Raw genomic sequence first — 12,766 nt, forward strand, 5'->3', positions numbered from 1 at the left:
ACCATGATCTGGATGTTCGCCGCCGTCTCCATCTACCTGATGATCGGCTGCATGGTCGCAGTCCTGATAAGCCGCAGCTCCTGTCCGCACGGTGCGGCGTGGTCAGTCATTCTATGGCCGCTGTGGCTGTTCCCGCGATCTAGCTGAGAGAGAGCATGATCAAGATCGATACACTCATGCGCCCCGGCCAGCACGTCCCGGGCGTCACCCCTGTGCGCCTACCGCCGGCACCTGTCTCGCGGAACGAGCCGAGCCAGACCGCCACGACCGATGTGACGCGGCAAAAGTAGCCCCACCTCTCGGCTCGCGTCCGCGCGCCGCTCTCCCCTGTGTGCAATGTGCGTCGCCGGCCCGGCATATGGGTGCCCCCGAATGGATGACATGGAAATGGCCGAACCCTGCCCAGAGCCGCGGCGCCCTTGCCCTTTCGACGGCGAGGCCCGCGAGCGGATCGCCGTGCTCGAAGCCGAGGCTCGACACACACGGGAGACGCTCGATCGGATCGCGGCCCACGTCGAGCGGATCGACGACAAGGTCGAGAAGGTGAGCAACGAGTTCCTCGCGGCGATCTCGGGCGCCAAGAGCGGATGGTGGGTGCTGGTCCAGGTCGGTGGGCTGGCGTCGATGTTCGTCGCCGGGCTCTGGTATCTGGTCAGCAAGATTCCGTGGTCGAAGCTGTAGTGGCAAGCGCGGCAGGATTCGAACCTGCGCCCGCCGACGTCAAAGGTCGGTGCTCTACCGTTGAGCTACGCGCCTGTGGAATTGGTCAGGGAATTAGAAATCGCCCAACCACGACGCCGAGAACGTAGAATCCGAACAACGTCGCCCACATCCGAACCGGCGATATCGTGATCATCTTCCTCTCCTCCTGCTGCCCGCGCTCGCGGGCGGGGGTCACGTCCGTCGTTGCTGCTCCAACCGGATTAGAAGCCGGTCGATGCTATCCCGCAGCGCGTTGGCTGCTGTCTCGGTCGCCCACCAATCGCGGCGGCTCAGCCCGGCATGGAGCGCCTGCACGTGTCGCTGGCGGATATCTGCAATTATCGAGGAAACCGGGTATGGGTCGCCGAGGAACGTGTCGTTGAGGCCGTTCTGCGCCTCGCCATCAACGCCGGGGACCGTGACGCCGCGCAGCCGCTCGTTCTCCGCCCGCAACCGCTCGATCTGGTCGCGCTGCATTCTGATGTGCCCTGGTAGTCACGGCACTGCTCGTGGCCGGGGTCGCACATCGGGTGATCGGGTTCGTCGTCGTCATCGCTCATCTTGATGAGGCTCCTGCGTCAGATTGCGTCGGGATCGATTTCATCCGGGGCATCGCACTGACGGCACTGCTCCGGCTCGTACTCGTCAAGTTCTTCCTCGGTGCAATGGAACGCAGCCTTCAGCAGATTGCCGCACACGTTGCACCACACCCCGTCGTCGTTCCTGCTCCACCAGTCCATCCCTCATCCTCCATGCGCCAGCGGCGCTGGTGGTCAGTTCTCCGGCCCGTAGTCGTCGCAGTAGTAGTCCAGGACAACGTCATAGATCGCGTTGATTTCAGCACCGGTCAGCGGCGGCTTGAACTCGTCACCGGTCAGCACGGTGTTGAGCGGGACACCGTGCTGGTCCGCGGTGCGCTGCTCGTTCGTCGCCAGCCACCACGTGTCCGGGCCGCCGTCGGCCCACAGTTCGAAGGATGCACCGCGTAACTGGAACTCTTCGTTCAAGCATCGCTCGGCCATGTCGTTCCCCTCTTGACAGTCTCAAATAAACGTACCATAGAAATGCGATGGGACGCAAGCCGAAGAAGACAGAATTACGAGCCCAGGCGGTGAGCATCACGCTCGCCCCCGGTCAGCGTGACAAGATCGACGCCGTCGTGGAACGGGGCGAGGTCTCGTCACGATCGGAGTTCATCCGCCGCGCGGTCGAGGTCGCGCTCAAGCGGGCGGAGAAGAGGAGAGAGGGATGACGGAAAAGTGGCTGATCTACATCGTCGGGTACGGGTACTTCGAGTTTGAAGGAACCGAGGAGCAGGCCGAGCAGAAGCGACGCGACAAGGCGTCGTGGGAGCGCGCCAACGGCTACAAGTGCCGAATGAGCGATGCCGCCGCGGTCGAGAAGCTCAAGGCGCGTGCCGTTCGCGATTGTGAGGTGGTCTAACCGCCCCGCCCGCGCTGGCGGCAGGGTGAGGAGGAGCGCCGGAGGAGCCGGCGAAGGAGGGGTGATGCCGACGTGCATCGTGGATGATGCGTTGCGGCTCTTCAACGAGACGCGGGCGTCGATCGGACTTGCGCCAGTCGATCGACTCCCCAATAGGCGACGCGGCGTTTGGTGCGAGAAAGCGATGTGGGCGAGTGTCGCCCGCCGCCGGCAGGCCGACCAGCACCCGTAGAGGGAGGAGAGGGGATGGAACTGCCACTGCAAGCGCAACAGCGGTTGTGCCGGCCGCGTCCGAAGCGCCATCTTCCCCTGAGATACGCCAAGCCGTACCCGATCGTGCTTGACGACATTCGCCGCTACAGGCTGCGGCGCCTCCCGATCGTGCGGTCGTATCGTGGGAGTTTCCTCGCTGCGTGGTTTCTTTCCTGGAATCGGAGGCGGGCCCGAAAACGTCCCCCAGCAAAATCAACGGCGAGCCGTTAATCACTTCCTAACCATGACCCGCTGCGTCCACTACGTCGGCTTCCGTGACGACGCCTATCTCCGGGCCCGGCGCGTGTTCGGCGGGCCCGCCTTCATTCACAAATGGTGGGATCGCCGCGCCGCCCGCGAGATCGGCCCCGACGACCTCGTGGTATTCGCCACCGGAGAGCACGATCAGCCGCCCCGGCCGTGGAACGCGCCGGACGTCGAGGAGGACAGGGGATGAGCGAAGTGTGCGACATGCGCCACGCGAAGCTGATGCAGGAGCTTCGCCAGTCTGGCGTTACGATCGAGGACATCGCCCGGGCGTGGGCGTCGATCGACGGGAAGCGAGACGCCTTTGACGCAGAGAAGGGCAAGAGCGTGTCCGATGACATCACCGGCCACTATCTCGGCTATCTTTCAGAGGCCGAGGAGCTTGTGACCAGGGCCGCTAAGTACGCGCGCGAGCGGCGCTGAGTTGGGGCGGCGCGCTGGACCATCGAGGAGGGACGAGGGACAACGACCCTCAGCGCCCCTCTCGCCTGGAGAGGAATGCCTTGGCGATGTCTGCGAACACCTCCTCGCCCCAGTCCGACAATGCGGCGTTGATGCTGGCGAGCACGATCCGGCAGTTGCTCTGAACGTACCCGCGGGCCGGGACGATGCGGTCGATCGACGGGGCGTAGGGATCCCAATTCGTCGCCCTCTTCACTTCTTTGAAGAACGGAATACCGGTGACGGCGCACCGCAATCCGTTTCGCTCGACCTCGGCCAACGCCCAATCGAGCGTCAAGTCGCTCTCCACAGCTTTCGAAACTTTCCGACACTTGGCCGCGGCCACCCTGACCCGTAGGGCGCCCTCGATCCGCTGACGCAGGCTGCGTTCGATCGTGTGTGCCGCGGCGGTCACCTTGCGCGCGCGGCTTCTGGCGCGGCGGGGAAAATCCGGGGAATGGGCAACCGTCGTCATTTATCCCTCTGATATTGCTTATCGTTGCCGGCTCTCCCCCAAGAGCCGGCCGCACCCCTTTTATACGCTGAAAAATCAACGAAATCCATCTGTTATCCGGCACGTTCGCGTCGTTTGGTGCACGAACGGAACACGCACACGATGCAACGATCTGGGGAAATTTTGGGGAATCTGTTCACCCTTCGGGCTCGCCCGGCAGGTCGTCGACCCGGCACCACTCGTCGCGCGGCACTACGTGCGCGTAGCGGGCGGCCGAGCGCGGGTCCGACCAGTTCCCCGTCGCCACCAGCCCCTGCACGTCGGCGCCGCCGTACATCCGCATCCAAGTCGCCCATGTGTGCCGGAAGGTGTGGAAGTTCACCCACGCCAGCCGGTAGTCGAGCCGCGGCCGGCGCTGGCCCTTCTTGCCGCGGGGCGGCATCGGCACGTCGCACACCGCGAGCTTGGCGCGCAGGAACTGGTCCTTCAGCCGGCCGCCGTAGGCGAACTGGAACACCCGGCCGGCGCCGGTCTCGGGTCGAATGGCACGGAGCTGCGCCACCAGGTCGGCCCGGAGCTTGGCGGTGCGCGCCTCCCCGGTCTTGGTGAGCCCGACATAGGCCGTCCCACCGGCCAGGTCGATGTCCTCCCACCGCAGCCGCAGCGCCTCGTTGATGCGCATCCCGGTGTAGAGCAGAAGCCGGAGGAGCAGCCCGAGCCGAGCGTCGATCTGGTCGGCCTCGCGGATGATGGCGAACGCATCCGGCTGCGTCAGGAACCGGGTAACGACCCGCCCCTTAGCGCCCTTGGGCCGGCGGATCGGGCGATCGACGCCAGCATGGCGCAGCACGGCCGACAGCGGCGTGTAGAAGCACGTGTTGCGGGTCTGCGGTTGGACGGCCGGATAGAGCTCGACAGCGGCCCGGTCGATCTCGGCTTGCGTGATCCCCGACAGCGGCGTGTCGCCGAACCGGTCCAGGAGCTTCAGGAGGTACTTGCGGCGCCGGCCGGCTCGGACGTAGCCCTCGACGGCGTCGGCGAACGTAGGCTCGTGGCGCGGGGCAGGCGGGGTGCTCCACTCGCCGGCCTCGATCTCGCGCTCTACCTCGCGGAGCCGCCGTTCGGCGATCCGCCGGTCAGGAGAGCCCGCACTGCGCTCGACCGCGATCCCGCGGTGTGTGCCGCGGATTTCCCAGTTCGGCGTCCGGCCGAGGCGGGGCGGGCGGAGACGGAGAGCCATTGCATGGTCTCGGCGATGCGGTCCAGGTCTCGGGGGCTGAACAGCATAGTGCGACCCGCGCGGGTGTAGAAGGGGCGCCCGGTGTGGTCTACGGGGTGAGCCCGCAGCCACGACCGGAGCCAGCGCGGCCCCTTGCGGAACCGCTCGGCAGCCTCCCGGATGGTCAGGAGGTCGGGCATGGTCACCCTCTCTTCGGCATGCGGTTCTTGTTCCACCGGAAAAACTGCCCGAGACAGCGCCAAACCCGGCGGTTGCGCTTCAGACGGAACCTGAACCTCACCTCCAGGAACGGGCTCCCGCGCAACCGCAAGAACCCGTCGGGCACGATCTGGTGCGGGCGGCGCTTCTTCGGCAGCTCGGACCAGGACGGGCGGCGCATGGTCAGGCGGGCTCCATGCCGGACGGCAACGCCTTGCGTGGCGGCGGCGCTTTCTTGGCGTACTCGCGCACGTCCTGGAATATCGGCGCCTTCGTGTCGATCCCGTGCTTCTCGATCCACGCATCGATTGCGGCGTTGACCATGTCGGCGAGATCGCGTTCTTGATCGGCTGTGAAACTGAGGAACTCACCGTCCTCGTTCATCCGGTCTTCGTTCTGGCCGTAGAACAGGTCATACAGTACATCAGCGTCGACATGCAGGTCGAAGTCGCCATCCTGGCACTCGGCGACGAGGCCGTAGCCATAGTCATCGAGACGCGCGAGCGCTTGTTCTTTGGAATCGCACAGATCGGTGAAGAACTCGCCGCCGACATCGGTCGTGAACCACCAGCGATAGGGCCGCTCCGCAGCGACGACGGGAGTCGCCACTGGCGCAGCGGCAGACTCGCAGACAGCCGCAGGGGTGGCGCTGATTGCGGCAACCGCGGGAACAGCAGCGGCGACTTTCAGAACAGAGCGTCTCGAAAATTTGGACATCCTCATCTCCTGTTACCCGCACGCCGGCCGCGCGGGCGGGGTGGTCAGCCCTTCGCCTTCCACGCCCGGAGCGCGGCGATGCAGATCAGCTCGTCAATCGTCACTGCCGCCTCCCCTGGACCGAAACGTCGGCCATCCCAGATGCCGACTGAAACAACTGCTGAGACGCACCCTCACATAGCGTGTTCATCACGCCGGGATCGCCGCGGGACGCGACGGCGATGGTGAGCCCGAGTGAATGGACGAGCCGCTCGATCATGACGGCGGCGCGAGCCGGGTCTTTGCGGGCGTGGACGCACTCGCGTGAGCAAAGCTTGGAGAGCTGGTCGGAGAAGTCGGGGTCGATGGTCATGTCACTTCTCCTCGGCCGGCGGGGCGCTACTGATGCGGTAGTGAGTCGGGAGGATTGTCGTGTCGTCTTGAAATTGAAATACATCATGTCCCGTTAGAAGCCCCCGCCAACGTTGGCCGTCCCAATACCCGTGGCCTAACCGGAGATCACGCCAAGACTTGATCACCGCGGATTTCGGACCCCCACGACAATCGTCAAGCTTCAAATCGCGGTAGAAATACTCGACTTGACACGGCGCGGCGGGGAGATGTTCGATGGGCTCCCACGCGACCCGCTCCGCCGCATCCAGCGCATCCCTGATCAGCGTTTCGGTCACGCTCGGCGGTGCGTCGATCATGTCGCGCAGGATTTCCGCTGCCGCCTCGATCTGCTTCTCGGTCGCCATGGTCACGTTCCTTTGAACGCGTTGGTCAACACGTCGCGGCAGCGGAGCAGCCGGCGGCGTCGCTCCACCGCGCCTTCCCGAACCGTCAGCAGATCATTTAGACGGCCCGACATGTCCTTGAACACGACGTACATAGGATCGTCCGGCGACACGCCGTGCTCGTCAGGACTCTCGTCGAACGAGAGTTCCGCGACTGTCATGGAGTCCATGTCCTCGTCGTCCAGATCGGCCACCATCGTGGCCAGCATCGAGATTGCCATCGCTCTACCTCTCCACCCATCCGTTGCCCTGCTCGCGCGCCGGCCCGGCGCCGCTGGTTTGCACGTTGATCGCATTGACGCGAGCACGCGGGTTCTTTGCGTTGATGAAAAACCTCGTCTCCGAACCGTCCTGATCGGTGATGCAGACAAACCATGACGAGCCCGACATGCGCTCGATCTGCACGTCAGCCCCGCGGGCCACGACCTCGTCGATGGCGCCTGCGTCGTCGTGGCGGAGGTCAGGCATTGGACGGCTCCCGCGCCACCGTGACCGGGACGACCTTCCATCGATCGTCGTCGCCCATGATGCGCCTCGCGTTGTTGAGTCTGATCGCCTCGTCAATGTTGCCGAAGGCCGAAGCAGCCCAGACCTCGCCGAATCCATGCTCCGGGTGCCACGGCGCCCACATCTTGATGGTGGTCTCAGCCATCGGCGTTGCCCTCCATCACCTTTCGGATCGCGTCGCGTATCTCGTGCTGCCGCTTCCAGTAGCGATCGGCCGTGTCGCGCGACACGTACCCGTCCCCGCCATACTCTCCACCGCACAGCGGGCACGGCTGCTCTTCCTCTCCGCAGACGCACAGATCGCCTCCGCAATGGCAGGCGATCTCGCCATCACCGTTGCACCGCGGGCAGAGGACGTGATCAGTCGGGATGCTGGGCTCATGGTAGTCGTCCTCGTTGTCACACATCGGTCTTCTCCGTGCTCTGCAGGCGGGCGATAAGGTCGCTGGCCGTGTGCAAAACAGCCGTGCGCCCACAGGTGCATGTATTGCCGCCGCGACAGAACCCGACGTGCGCAGACCAGCGCGCGATCCATCCTTCACACGCCTCCAGAGCCTCCGCCGCCTCGGCCAGATCGCGCCTGGCGGCGTCTCGGTCGGCCTTCACCCGCGTCAGTTCGGCTTCGTACTCGGGCCACACCTCGCCGCCAGCCGCCGCGCGCGCCAGAAAGTCGGCGGTCTCGGATAGTTCGGTGTTGGTCGTGACGAACGCAGCGCGGATGTTCTCCGGCGCCTCGTCGAGCGACGCGATAATGCCGCGGCCGGCCGTTGATGAGGCACACCAGAAGCAGCACGACGAAGAACGCCACAAGCCCAACCGTAATCGGCCAAAGCGCCACAAATGCTGCAAGGCGCTCATCGCCCGCCCCTCCTCAATCTCTGAGCACGACTGATCCGTCCATGCGCTTCTTCCACCGGCTATCGCGTGAGCAGGGGAAGCGTGACGGCTTTCGGATTCCCAAGTGCTTGGCCTTTCGACGCTTCGCCCGCGCGATCGTCGCGAGGTCGCCATCCGGCCCGTAGGTCTTGGCGTCGGCGCAGGCCTTGTGCGCCGGCCGCAGCTCGCCGCGATCGTCACTGCCACCCAACCCGAGCGCCGTGGGGTGCTCGACGATCCACCCGTCGCCAGCCTCGATCTTCCCGCCACAGCAACAGCAGACCCCGCCGGCGCGCTCGAAGATCGCCAGCCGCTCGCGAGGCGACAGCTTCCGGCGCTGCGTGGTGGAGACGTCGGTCATGCGGCGTTCTCGGCTTGACTGGTGAGCGCGACGCTCGTCGTACCGATCAGGCCCGATACGATATCGAGGACCCGTTGCTTGCTTTCGTTGAACACTTTACCGCCCATCGCTCGCATCGACTGGCTCTTGGCCGTGTAGACCGACACGACTGCTTCTGACACCGTGACCACGGCGAACTCGTCCATCGGTCCGACAAACGCTGCGACACGGTGGGCCTCGGCTTTCGACGCGCAGACGATCGATCGCTCGTCGCAATACCCGGCCTTGATCAACGCCCATTTCCGCAGCGCTTCGGGGTTGGGGAACTGGTCGGCCATGTGCTCGGGGAGGTTCCGCCACGCTTCGGTCAGGGCCGCGAAATAGAAACGATGGCTCTTGGCCGACCGCTGTTCGACCACCTCCAGATTGTACACCTCTCCGACGACGAAGTCCTGATCAGCTCGTTTCCGGAACGAGTTGAGCACAACGAATCCGTCGCCATCCCATCGGGCAGGGGTCATGCCGCACTCCCATACATACGCTGAAGCGTTGCGATCTTCTCGTCCATCTCAGCGAGGAAATCGACGACGGCCTTCTCGATCTCGACGATCTGCTCCTCATCCCACCGAATCCGTCTCACGAACAGTTTCATGGACTCCGGCATCCGGTTGTCGAACGATACAAAGTCGCACCATCGGCGATTGGTGCAGCGCATCTGCCACAGCATTTGCTTGACGTATTTGCTCGGGATTGAGCCGCCGATCAGAGTCTCGATGTGCGTCGCGGTGTTCGGGCACTTGATCTCCACAAGCCCGTCGTCGTCGACAAGCCCATCAGGGCTGGCGCCGGACATCCGGATGACAGGATGCGGGACGAACCCGACCTCCGCCACGGTACTGCCGGTCACGAACTCGTACGCGGCGCGTGCCTCGGCCTCAGTCTCGATCCCCCAGCGCATGGCGTCGGTGGTGAATCCCTCGGCCGGGACGCCGGTGAGCCGCTCCGAGATCAGCGTCGCCATCAGGTTCGCCCGGGACGCGCCCCACCCCGTCTTGGTGCGCGCCATCAGGTCGGCGATGCGTGATGCCGTGACGCGGCCGGCCCTGGCAGCTTTCCATTCCTCTGAGCCCTGGACCAGATCGGCTGTCATGCGCTGGGCTCCGCAGCGCGTGCGGCTTTCGCCTTCAGTGCCGCCACGGCCTTGTCGTAACTGGCGGCCGGGATGTCTTCGATCGCCCCGATTTCGCATTTGCACGCCTTCGCCATGTACTTCAAGAACCCCGGGATGTCCGTCCCCGTGGCGACGATGCGCGTCTGAAGATCGGCCACTTGATCCTGCGTGATGGTGTCCGCCGGCTCGGCGCTCTTGGCGTCGTCGTCGGCGCTGGCCGCGAGCCCGAGCGCGGCTTTGAGCGTGTAGCGAGACAGGTACGTCACGGCGCTGGCGACCGCCTAATGGCTGTTCTTGTTGCCGGTGTCGTCACGCCCGGCGCTCAGCGTGTTCTCCTCGAAATAGCCGTCGCGGTGCGAGATGATGCACGTCACGGTCACCGGCTCGTTCACCGGAGACTGCGTGCGGAACCGGTACGAGAGGCCGTGTCGCGCTAAGATCGGGTCGACGACGCTGGCGATCCCGGCGAGGTCTTCGTGTCGGTAGTGCGTCCTCCCCTTGGTGGACGTGAAGTCGACCTCGCGGTTCTTGAAGATCACCGGGATCTCGGCCTTGGCGTTGGCGATGGCCGCGTTGAACGCCTTGCGAGCCTCGTTCGCCTCCCACCGCTCGTGCAGCGACATCAAACGTTCCATGACGTCGATGCCGGCGCCGCGCTCGACCGCGGCCTGAAGCATCGCCATCGGCGTCATGCCGACTGGCGCCAGCGGCGTGTCTTCGTGAACGATCACCTGTCCCATCTTACTCTCCAGTGCTCCGACGACGCCGGCCGCCGCCTGCCCAATGCTGATTGCGTCGCGCTCGCTCATGCCTCGCTCCCGATGCCGAGCTTGGCCCGCACCGCGGCGATTGCGGCCAGCGTCTCGGCGTCGCCGCGCTCGATCTTGGCGTCGACCTTCCGGATCCCGTGAAGCACCGAAGTGTGATCTCTGCCGCCGAGCACGCGGCCAATCTCGGGCAGGCTGATGCCCTTCACGTCCCGCAGCATCCAGTAGGCCAGATGCCTCGCCCGGACGATCGGCGCATCCCGGCGCGGCGCCCGCAGGTCCATCGGCGAAAAGCCGTAGTGCTGGCCCACGATCTCGACGATGCGGCGATGCGTGATCATGACGTAGCGCGTCGGCACGGTGTGCGGCGACCGATACCGGACCGTGCCGTTCTCAAACCGCACCGCGACGTCGGGGTCGAACTCGACGACGTGGGTGATCGGCGCCGGGCCCGGTGTTGGCTCGGGCGCGCTCTCCGGCACCGGCACCGGGATCGCGATCAGGAACGGCCGGCGCTGTGCCTCCGGATCGGGCCGGGCGTTGGCCGACATGCGGGCGAGGCGCGCCCGGTGGTCGTTGAGCCACGTCGCCGGGTTGAACGGGCGCATCCGGACTTGGCTGGGGGCTGAGGCGTCGATCGCGGGCATGGGCGTCAGTCCAGCGTGATGGTGCAGCGGCGGACGCGGTATCCGGCCTTCTTGGCGGCCCCCCACCCGGCGACCAGGTCGTCGTCGAACATCTCCGCAATGTTTCTCCGCACGTCCTTGGCGAGGCTTTCTGTCGACCATGGAAGGATGACGACGACGCCATCTTCGTCAGTGGTTGTCGCGACATACGCCAGCGTCGATGTGGATTCGCGTGCCATGGTCAAGCCGCCTCCAGCCGCCCGACGACCGTCGCGATCAGCTCGGCGACCGTCGTGTCCCCGCTCACCGCGTCGGCGCCGATCCGGACGCCGAACTCGATCTCGAGCCGCACCGCGATCTCGTCGACCTCCAGCTCGTCGGCGTGCAGCGAGTACAGCGTCCGGTCGTCGGTGATCTCGTCGGGCTCGTAGCTCACGACGCTGCACAGAACGGCGCGAACTTGGTCGGCGGCGGTCTGCTTCGGGTGGACCATGACTTGCTCCTGTCTGGTGGCAGGTTGTGCTTGATCGAGGATTCGCATCGGCGTCGTGAGGTGGCTCATGACGGTGCCGTCCATTCGAGAGCGATCGTCTCGCCGTCCATGTCCCACGTCGCGTCATCGACATTCGCCGGGACCGGCAGGTCTTTGTCGCGCAGCCATTCCAGGATCATCTCTTTCAGGTCCTTCTTGGCGAAGGCGTACCGGCGTGTGATCTGGCGTTCCATCTTGGCCTCACGCTGCATCGTTGGGATCGAACGGGTCGCACACCACCGCGCCGAGGTGCTTCGACGGCGCCGGCAGGTCGACCACCGCGTCGCGCGCGATGGTGTCGATCGCGGCGCTTGGCCGGCAACGGAGGTTGGCCGGCCACATGGCCCGTCTGGCCCGCTGCACCTGCAGCCCGAGTGCGCGGCGATGGATCAGCGCAGGGTCCGCCTCGATCGGGATCACGTCGCCGTCGTGGCGGGTGGCTGGGTCTTGGTTGCGGCGCTGGCGAGCGAACCAGTCGAGCGGCTTGCGGACGATCTGTGCGGTCATGGTGTCACCCATTCATGTTCGGCAGGCATTCCATCGACACGACTTCCTTGCTGCCGAGCGAGATGCCCATTTCGCGCAGATCGCCGTACCCCTCAATGAAGGTCGTGTACTTGTCGACGAGCCCGCGGGCGTAGAGCTGAGCGATATGTTCGATGTGGCGCTCGATGGTGTCGAACGGGTAGAAGCTCGCGCGGTACTCGGCCATGAAATCCGGCGTGAACTTCTTGCGGTCGATCGTAATGCTGACCTCTTGGGTCACAGATACGGTTGTAGTGCGCATGCGCCATCCTCCGTCGATCACCAGCGCTTTGGTATTGCCACGAAAATCTTGTCTGCCCAGTCAGTCCGATCTGGCGTCTTCGCCAACAGAAAGCCTGCGCTCTCGATTGCGTCGATCGCCTCTTTTGCGACGACCTCCGCATTGTCCACGCCGACTCGCCGGTTTGACAGAAGATCGGAGACAATGCGGACCAGCTCGTCATAGTGCGGGCTCAGATTACTCATCGATCACCTTCGACGGCCGCCGCGATCTGGTTGAGATGCGTCCCGAGTTCTGGATGCTCATCGCGCACCAGACTCCGGATGTCGTTCGGGAGCCCGTCCCACGCATCGAGCAACGGGCCGATCAGAGGCATGACGCGAGCGGCTTGCTCCGCCCGGAGCGCAGCGCGCTCGGCCTCAGTGACAGGCTCAGTGCCGCCCTCGGCACGCGCTATCAGCGCCTCGTTCTCGCGAATCTGCCAGTCGATCGGATACGGCGGCTCAGAGTCGTAGGAGTGAAAGTGCTCGCGCAACGCCTTGAGCTTCGCCGTGTTGTTTTTCAGCTCGTTCACGGCGTCGTCGATCAGCTCGGCCGCCATGATGGGCAGAGCGGCATCGGCAGCGCGGTCGCGCCAGTCTTTGGCGTACCATCGAAGCGCTTCGGATACGGTTCTAACGATCTTGGTCAT

The 12,766-nt window shown here is 65.1% G+C and carries 30 protein-coding genes, 1 tRNA gene and 1 pseudogene; 6 read left to right on the forward strand and 26 right to left on the reverse strand.

The window, feature by feature from the left end; genetic code table 11:
- The first annotated feature begins 3 nt into the window (after positions 1-3).
- The gene (locus tag CCR97_RS08065; RefSeq protein WP_170145732.1) at positions 4-147 is read left to right on the forward strand and encodes a hypothetical protein; all 144 of its coding nucleotides are present in this window, start codon (positions 4-6) and stop codon (positions 145-147) included.
- Between the two features lie 240 nt (positions 148-387).
- Positions 388-681 carry a hypothetical protein gene (locus CCR97_RS08070; RefSeq protein WP_111356248.1) on the forward strand — a complete coding sequence of 98 codons (294 nt, stop codon included), beginning with the start codon at positions 388-390 and terminating at the stop codon, positions 679-681.
- Here CCR97_RS08070 and CCR97_RS08075 read toward each other — a convergent pair.
- The 4 genes from CCR97_RS08075 to CCR97_RS08090 all read right to left on the reverse strand — a co-directional run bounded on the left by CCR97_RS08075 (position 682) and on the right by CCR97_RS08090 (position 1,709).
- Positions 682-756: transfer RNA gene (locus tag CCR97_RS08075), tRNA-Gln, on the reverse strand. It lies immediately after the preceding gene.
- Positions 757-894: 138 nt separating this feature from the next.
- Complete coding sequence (locus CCR97_RS08080; protein WP_111356249.1) at positions 895-1,179, reverse strand: hypothetical protein; 285 nt, start codon at positions 1,177-1,179, stop codon at positions 895-897.
- Positions 1,180-1,280: 101 nt separating this feature from the next.
- Positions 1,281-1,442, reverse strand: a complete 162-nt coding sequence (locus tag CCR97_RS08085; protein WP_170145733.1) for a hypothetical protein — start codon at positions 1,440-1,442, stop codon at positions 1,281-1,283.
- Between the two features lie 33 nt (positions 1,443-1,475).
- Positions 1,476-1,709 carry a hypothetical protein gene (locus CCR97_RS08090; protein ID WP_146618679.1) on the reverse strand — a complete coding sequence of 78 codons (234 nt, stop codon included), beginning with the start codon at positions 1,707-1,709 and terminating at the stop codon, positions 1,476-1,478.
- 104 nt (positions 1,710-1,813) lie between these two features.
- Between CCR97_RS08090 and CCR97_RS08095 the strand changes: the two genes are divergently transcribed.
- From CCR97_RS08095 to CCR97_RS08110, 4 genes are all read left to right on the forward strand, one after another.
- Complete coding sequence (locus tag CCR97_RS08095) at positions 1,814-1,954, forward strand: ribbon-helix-helix domain-containing protein (protein WP_201159430.1); 141 nt, start codon at positions 1,814-1,816, stop codon at positions 1,952-1,954.
- Complete coding sequence (locus tag CCR97_RS08100; protein WP_111356252.1) at positions 1,951-2,145, forward strand: hypothetical protein; 195 nt, start codon at positions 1,951-1,953, stop codon at positions 2,143-2,145. Before CCR97_RS08095 ends, CCR97_RS08100 begins: the two co-directional genes overlap by 4 nt.
- Before the next feature lie 496 nt (positions 2,146-2,641).
- Complete coding sequence (locus CCR97_RS08105; protein ID WP_111356253.1) at positions 2,642-2,854, forward strand: hypothetical protein; 213 nt, start codon at positions 2,642-2,644, stop codon at positions 2,852-2,854.
- Positions 2,851-3,087: a hypothetical protein gene (locus tag CCR97_RS08110; RefSeq protein WP_111356254.1), complete on the forward strand. Its 237-nt coding sequence runs from the start codon at positions 2,851-2,853 to the stop codon at positions 3,085-3,087. Before CCR97_RS08105 ends, CCR97_RS08110 begins: the two co-directional genes overlap by 4 nt.
- 49 nt (positions 3,088-3,136) lie before the next feature.
- Here the strand turns inward: CCR97_RS08110 and CCR97_RS08115 are convergent, their stop codons facing one another.
- From CCR97_RS08115 to CCR97_RS08225, 22 genes and pseudogenes are all read right to left on the reverse strand, one after another.
- Entirely contained in the window at positions 3,137-3,580 is a 444-nt protein-coding gene (locus CCR97_RS08115; RefSeq protein ID WP_111356255.1) for a hypothetical protein, read from the reverse strand.
- A gap of 175 nt (positions 3,581-3,755) precedes the next feature.
- A complete protein-coding gene (locus CCR97_RS08120; RefSeq protein WP_111356256.1) occupies positions 3,756-4,799 on the reverse strand; it encodes a tyrosine-type recombinase/integrase in 1,044 nt (347 codons plus the stop codon).
- A gap of 381 nt (positions 4,800-5,180) precedes the next feature.
- A complete protein-coding gene (locus CCR97_RS08125; RefSeq protein ID WP_146618680.1) occupies positions 5,181-5,714 on the reverse strand; it encodes a hypothetical protein in 534 nt (177 codons plus the stop codon).
- Positions 5,715-5,814: 100 nt separating this feature from the next.
- Positions 5,815-6,066, reverse strand: coding sequence for a hypothetical protein (locus tag CCR97_RS08130; RefSeq protein ID WP_111356259.1), 252 nt, complete (start codon positions 6,064-6,066; stop codon positions 5,815-5,817).
- A gap of 1 nt (position 6,067) precedes the next feature.
- Positions 6,068-6,451 (reverse strand): hypothetical protein, encoded by a 384-nt coding sequence (locus tag CCR97_RS08135; protein WP_111356260.1) that lies wholly within the window; start codon positions 6,449-6,451, stop codon positions 6,068-6,070.
- Between the two features lie 2 nt (positions 6,452-6,453).
- Positions 6,454-6,711: a hypothetical protein gene (locus CCR97_RS08140; RefSeq protein WP_111356261.1), complete on the reverse strand. Its 258-nt coding sequence runs from the start codon at positions 6,709-6,711 to the stop codon at positions 6,454-6,456.
- 4 nt (positions 6,712-6,715) lie between these two features.
- Positions 6,716-6,958 carry a hypothetical protein gene (locus CCR97_RS08145; protein ID WP_111356262.1) on the reverse strand — a complete coding sequence of 81 codons (243 nt, stop codon included), beginning with the start codon at positions 6,956-6,958 and terminating at the stop codon, positions 6,716-6,718.
- A complete protein-coding gene (locus CCR97_RS08150; protein WP_111356263.1) occupies positions 6,951-7,142 on the reverse strand; it encodes a hypothetical protein in 192 nt (63 codons plus the stop codon). The genes CCR97_RS08145 and CCR97_RS08150 overlap by 8 nt, the downstream gene beginning before the upstream one ends.
- A complete protein-coding gene (locus tag CCR97_RS08155) occupies positions 7,135-7,404 on the reverse strand; it encodes a hypothetical protein (protein WP_111356264.1) in 270 nt (89 codons plus the stop codon). Before CCR97_RS08155 ends, CCR97_RS08150 begins: the two co-directional genes overlap by 8 nt.
- On the reverse strand, positions 7,397-7,855 hold the full coding sequence (locus CCR97_RS08160) for a hypothetical protein (RefSeq protein ID WP_170145734.1): 459 nt from the start codon (positions 7,853-7,855) through the stop codon (positions 7,397-7,399). Before CCR97_RS08160 ends, CCR97_RS08155 begins: the two co-directional genes overlap by 8 nt.
- A 13-nt stretch (positions 7,856-7,868) precedes the next feature.
- Positions 7,869-8,234 (reverse strand): hypothetical protein, encoded by a 366-nt coding sequence (locus CCR97_RS08165; RefSeq protein ID WP_111356266.1) that lies wholly within the window; start codon positions 8,232-8,234, stop codon positions 7,869-7,871.
- The gene (locus CCR97_RS08170; protein ID WP_111356267.1) at positions 8,231-8,734 is read right to left on the reverse strand and encodes a hypothetical protein; all 504 of its coding nucleotides are present in this window, start codon (positions 8,732-8,734) and stop codon (positions 8,231-8,233) included. The genes CCR97_RS08165 and CCR97_RS08170 overlap by 4 nt, the downstream gene beginning before the upstream one ends.
- Positions 8,731-9,363 carry a lambda exonuclease family protein gene (locus CCR97_RS08175; RefSeq protein ID WP_111356268.1) on the reverse strand — a complete coding sequence of 211 codons (633 nt, stop codon included), beginning with the start codon at positions 9,361-9,363 and terminating at the stop codon, positions 8,731-8,733. Before CCR97_RS08175 ends, CCR97_RS08170 begins: the two co-directional genes overlap by 4 nt.
- Positions 9,360-10,193: pseudogene (locus CCR97_RS32260) on the reverse strand (ERF family protein). The gene CCR97_RS08175 and the pseudogene CCR97_RS32260 overlap by 4 nt, the downstream one beginning before the upstream one ends.
- Complete coding sequence (locus CCR97_RS08190; protein WP_170145735.1) at positions 10,190-10,798, reverse strand: helix-turn-helix domain-containing protein; 609 nt, start codon at positions 10,796-10,798, stop codon at positions 10,190-10,192. Before CCR97_RS08190 ends, CCR97_RS32260 begins: the two are co-directional and overlap by 4 nt.
- 5 nt (positions 10,799-10,803) lie before the next feature.
- On the reverse strand, positions 10,804-11,016 hold the full coding sequence (locus CCR97_RS08195; protein WP_170145736.1) for a hypothetical protein: 213 nt from the start codon (positions 11,014-11,016) through the stop codon (positions 10,804-10,806).
- A 2-nt stretch (positions 11,017-11,018) separates the two neighbouring features.
- A complete protein-coding gene (locus tag CCR97_RS08200; RefSeq protein ID WP_207199411.1) occupies positions 11,019-11,270 on the reverse strand; it encodes an acyl carrier protein in 252 nt (83 codons plus the stop codon).
- A gap of 65 nt (positions 11,271-11,335) precedes the next feature.
- On the reverse strand, positions 11,336-11,503 hold the full coding sequence (locus CCR97_RS08205; protein ID WP_170145737.1) for a hypothetical protein: 168 nt from the start codon (positions 11,501-11,503) through the stop codon (positions 11,336-11,338).
- Between the two features lie 7 nt (positions 11,504-11,510).
- Entirely contained in the window at positions 11,511-11,816 is a 306-nt protein-coding gene (locus CCR97_RS08210) for a hypothetical protein (protein WP_146618681.1), read from the reverse strand.
- Positions 11,817-11,820: 4 nt separating this feature from the next.
- The gene (locus tag CCR97_RS08215) at positions 11,821-12,096 is read right to left on the reverse strand and encodes a hypothetical protein (RefSeq protein WP_111356275.1); all 276 of its coding nucleotides are present in this window, start codon (positions 12,094-12,096) and stop codon (positions 11,821-11,823) included.
- Between the two features lie 17 nt (positions 12,097-12,113).
- A complete protein-coding gene (locus tag CCR97_RS08220; protein ID WP_111356276.1) occupies positions 12,114-12,320 on the reverse strand; it encodes a hypothetical protein in 207 nt (68 codons plus the stop codon).
- On the reverse strand, positions 12,317-12,766 hold the full coding sequence (locus CCR97_RS08225) for a hypothetical protein (protein ID WP_111356277.1): 450 nt from the start codon (positions 12,764-12,766) through the stop codon (positions 12,317-12,319). Before CCR97_RS08225 ends, CCR97_RS08220 begins: the two co-directional genes overlap by 4 nt.

The sequence above is a fragment of the Rhodoplanes elegans genome (assembly GCF_016653355.1).
GTDB classification, from domain to species: Bacteria; Pseudomonadota; Alphaproteobacteria; order Rhizobiales; family Xanthobacteraceae; genus Rhodoplanes; species Rhodoplanes elegans.

Coding starts and splice junctions, on each gene's coding strand:
- CCR97_RS08065 (WP_170145732.1), top strand. CDS start 4: ATGATCTGGATGTTCGCCGCCGTCTCCATCTACCTGATGATCGGCTGC.
- CCR97_RS08070 (WP_111356248.1), top strand. CDS start 388: ATGGCCGAACCCTGCCCAGAGCCGCGGCGCCCTTGCCCTTTCGACGGC.
- CCR97_RS08080 (WP_111356249.1), bottom strand. CDS start 1,179: ATGCAGCGCGACCAGATCGAGCGGTTGCGGGCGGAGAACGAGCGGCTG.
- CCR97_RS08085 (WP_170145733.1), bottom strand. CDS start 1,442: ATGGACTGGTGGAGCAGGAACGACGACGGGGTGTGGTGCAACGTGTGC.
- CCR97_RS08100 (WP_111356252.1), top strand. CDS start 1,951: ATGACGGAAAAGTGGCTGATCTACATCGTCGGGTACGGGTACTTCGAG.
- CCR97_RS08105 (WP_111356253.1), top strand. CDS start 2,642: ATGACCCGCTGCGTCCACTACGTCGGCTTCCGTGACGACGCCTATCTC.
- CCR97_RS08110 (WP_111356254.1), top strand. CDS start 2,851: ATGAGCGAAGTGTGCGACATGCGCCACGCGAAGCTGATGCAGGAGCTT.
- CCR97_RS08115 (WP_111356255.1), bottom strand. CDS start 3,580: ATGACGACGGTTGCCCATTCCCCGGATTTTCCCCGCCGCGCCAGAAGC.
- CCR97_RS08120 (WP_111356256.1), bottom strand. CDS start 4,799: ATGGCTCTCCGTCTCCGCCCGCCCCGCCTCGGCCGGACGCCGAACTGG.
- CCR97_RS08125 (WP_146618680.1), bottom strand. CDS start 5,714: ATGTCCAAATTTTCGAGACGCTCTGTTCTGAAAGTCGCCGCTGCTGTT.
- CCR97_RS08130 (WP_111356259.1), bottom strand. CDS start 6,066: ATGACCATCGACCCCGACTTCTCCGACCAGCTCTCCAAGCTTTGCTCA.
- CCR97_RS08135 (WP_111356260.1), bottom strand. CDS start 6,451: ATGGCGACCGAGAAGCAGATCGAGGCGGCAGCGGAAATCCTGCGCGAC.
- CCR97_RS08140 (WP_111356261.1), bottom strand. CDS start 6,711: ATGGCAATCTCGATGCTGGCCACGATGGTGGCCGATCTGGACGACGAG.
- CCR97_RS08145 (WP_111356262.1), bottom strand. CDS start 6,958: ATGCCTGACCTCCGCCACGACGACGCAGGCGCCATCGACGAGGTCGTG.
- CCR97_RS08150 (WP_111356263.1), bottom strand. CDS start 7,142: ATGGCTGAGACCACCATCAAGATGTGGGCGCCGTGGCACCCGGAGCAT.
- CCR97_RS08155 (WP_111356264.1), bottom strand. CDS start 7,404: ATGTGTGACAACGAGGACGACTACCATGAGCCCAGCATCCCGACTGAT.
- CCR97_RS08160 (WP_170145734.1), bottom strand. CDS start 7,855: ATGAGCGCCTTGCAGCATTTGTGGCGCTTTGGCCGATTACGGTTGGGC.
- CCR97_RS08165 (WP_111356266.1), bottom strand. CDS start 8,234: ATGACCGACGTCTCCACCACGCAGCGCCGGAAGCTGTCGCCTCGCGAG.
- CCR97_RS08170 (WP_111356267.1), bottom strand. CDS start 8,734: ATGACCCCTGCCCGATGGGATGGCGACGGATTCGTTGTGCTCAACTCG.
- CCR97_RS08175 (WP_111356268.1), bottom strand. CDS start 9,363: ATGACAGCCGATCTGGTCCAGGGCTCAGAGGAATGGAAAGCTGCCAGG.
- CCR97_RS08190 (WP_170145735.1), bottom strand. CDS start 10,798: ATGCCCGCGATCGACGCCTCAGCCCCCAGCCAAGTCCGGATGCGCCCG.
- CCR97_RS08195 (WP_170145736.1), bottom strand. CDS start 11,016: ATGGCACGCGAATCCACATCGACGCTGGCGTATGTCGCGACAACCACT.
- CCR97_RS08200 (WP_207199411.1), bottom strand. CDS start 11,270: ATGGTCCACCCGAAGCAGACCGCCGCCGACCAAGTTCGCGCCGTTCTG.
- CCR97_RS08205 (WP_170145737.1), bottom strand. CDS start 11,503: ATGGAACGCCAGATCACACGCCGGTACGCCTTCGCCAAGAAGGACCTG.
- CCR97_RS08210 (WP_146618681.1), bottom strand. CDS start 11,816: ATGACCGCACAGATCGTCCGCAAGCCGCTCGACTGGTTCGCTCGCCAG.
- CCR97_RS08215 (WP_111356275.1), bottom strand. CDS start 12,096: ATGCGCACTACAACCGTATCTGTGACCCAAGAGGTCAGCATTACGATC.
- CCR97_RS08220 (WP_111356276.1), bottom strand. CDS start 12,320: ATGAGTAATCTGAGCCCGCACTATGACGAGCTGGTCCGCATTGTCTCC.
- CCR97_RS08225 (WP_111356277.1), bottom strand. CDS start 12,766: ATGACCAAGATCGTTAGAACCGTATCCGAAGCGCTTCGATGGTACGCC.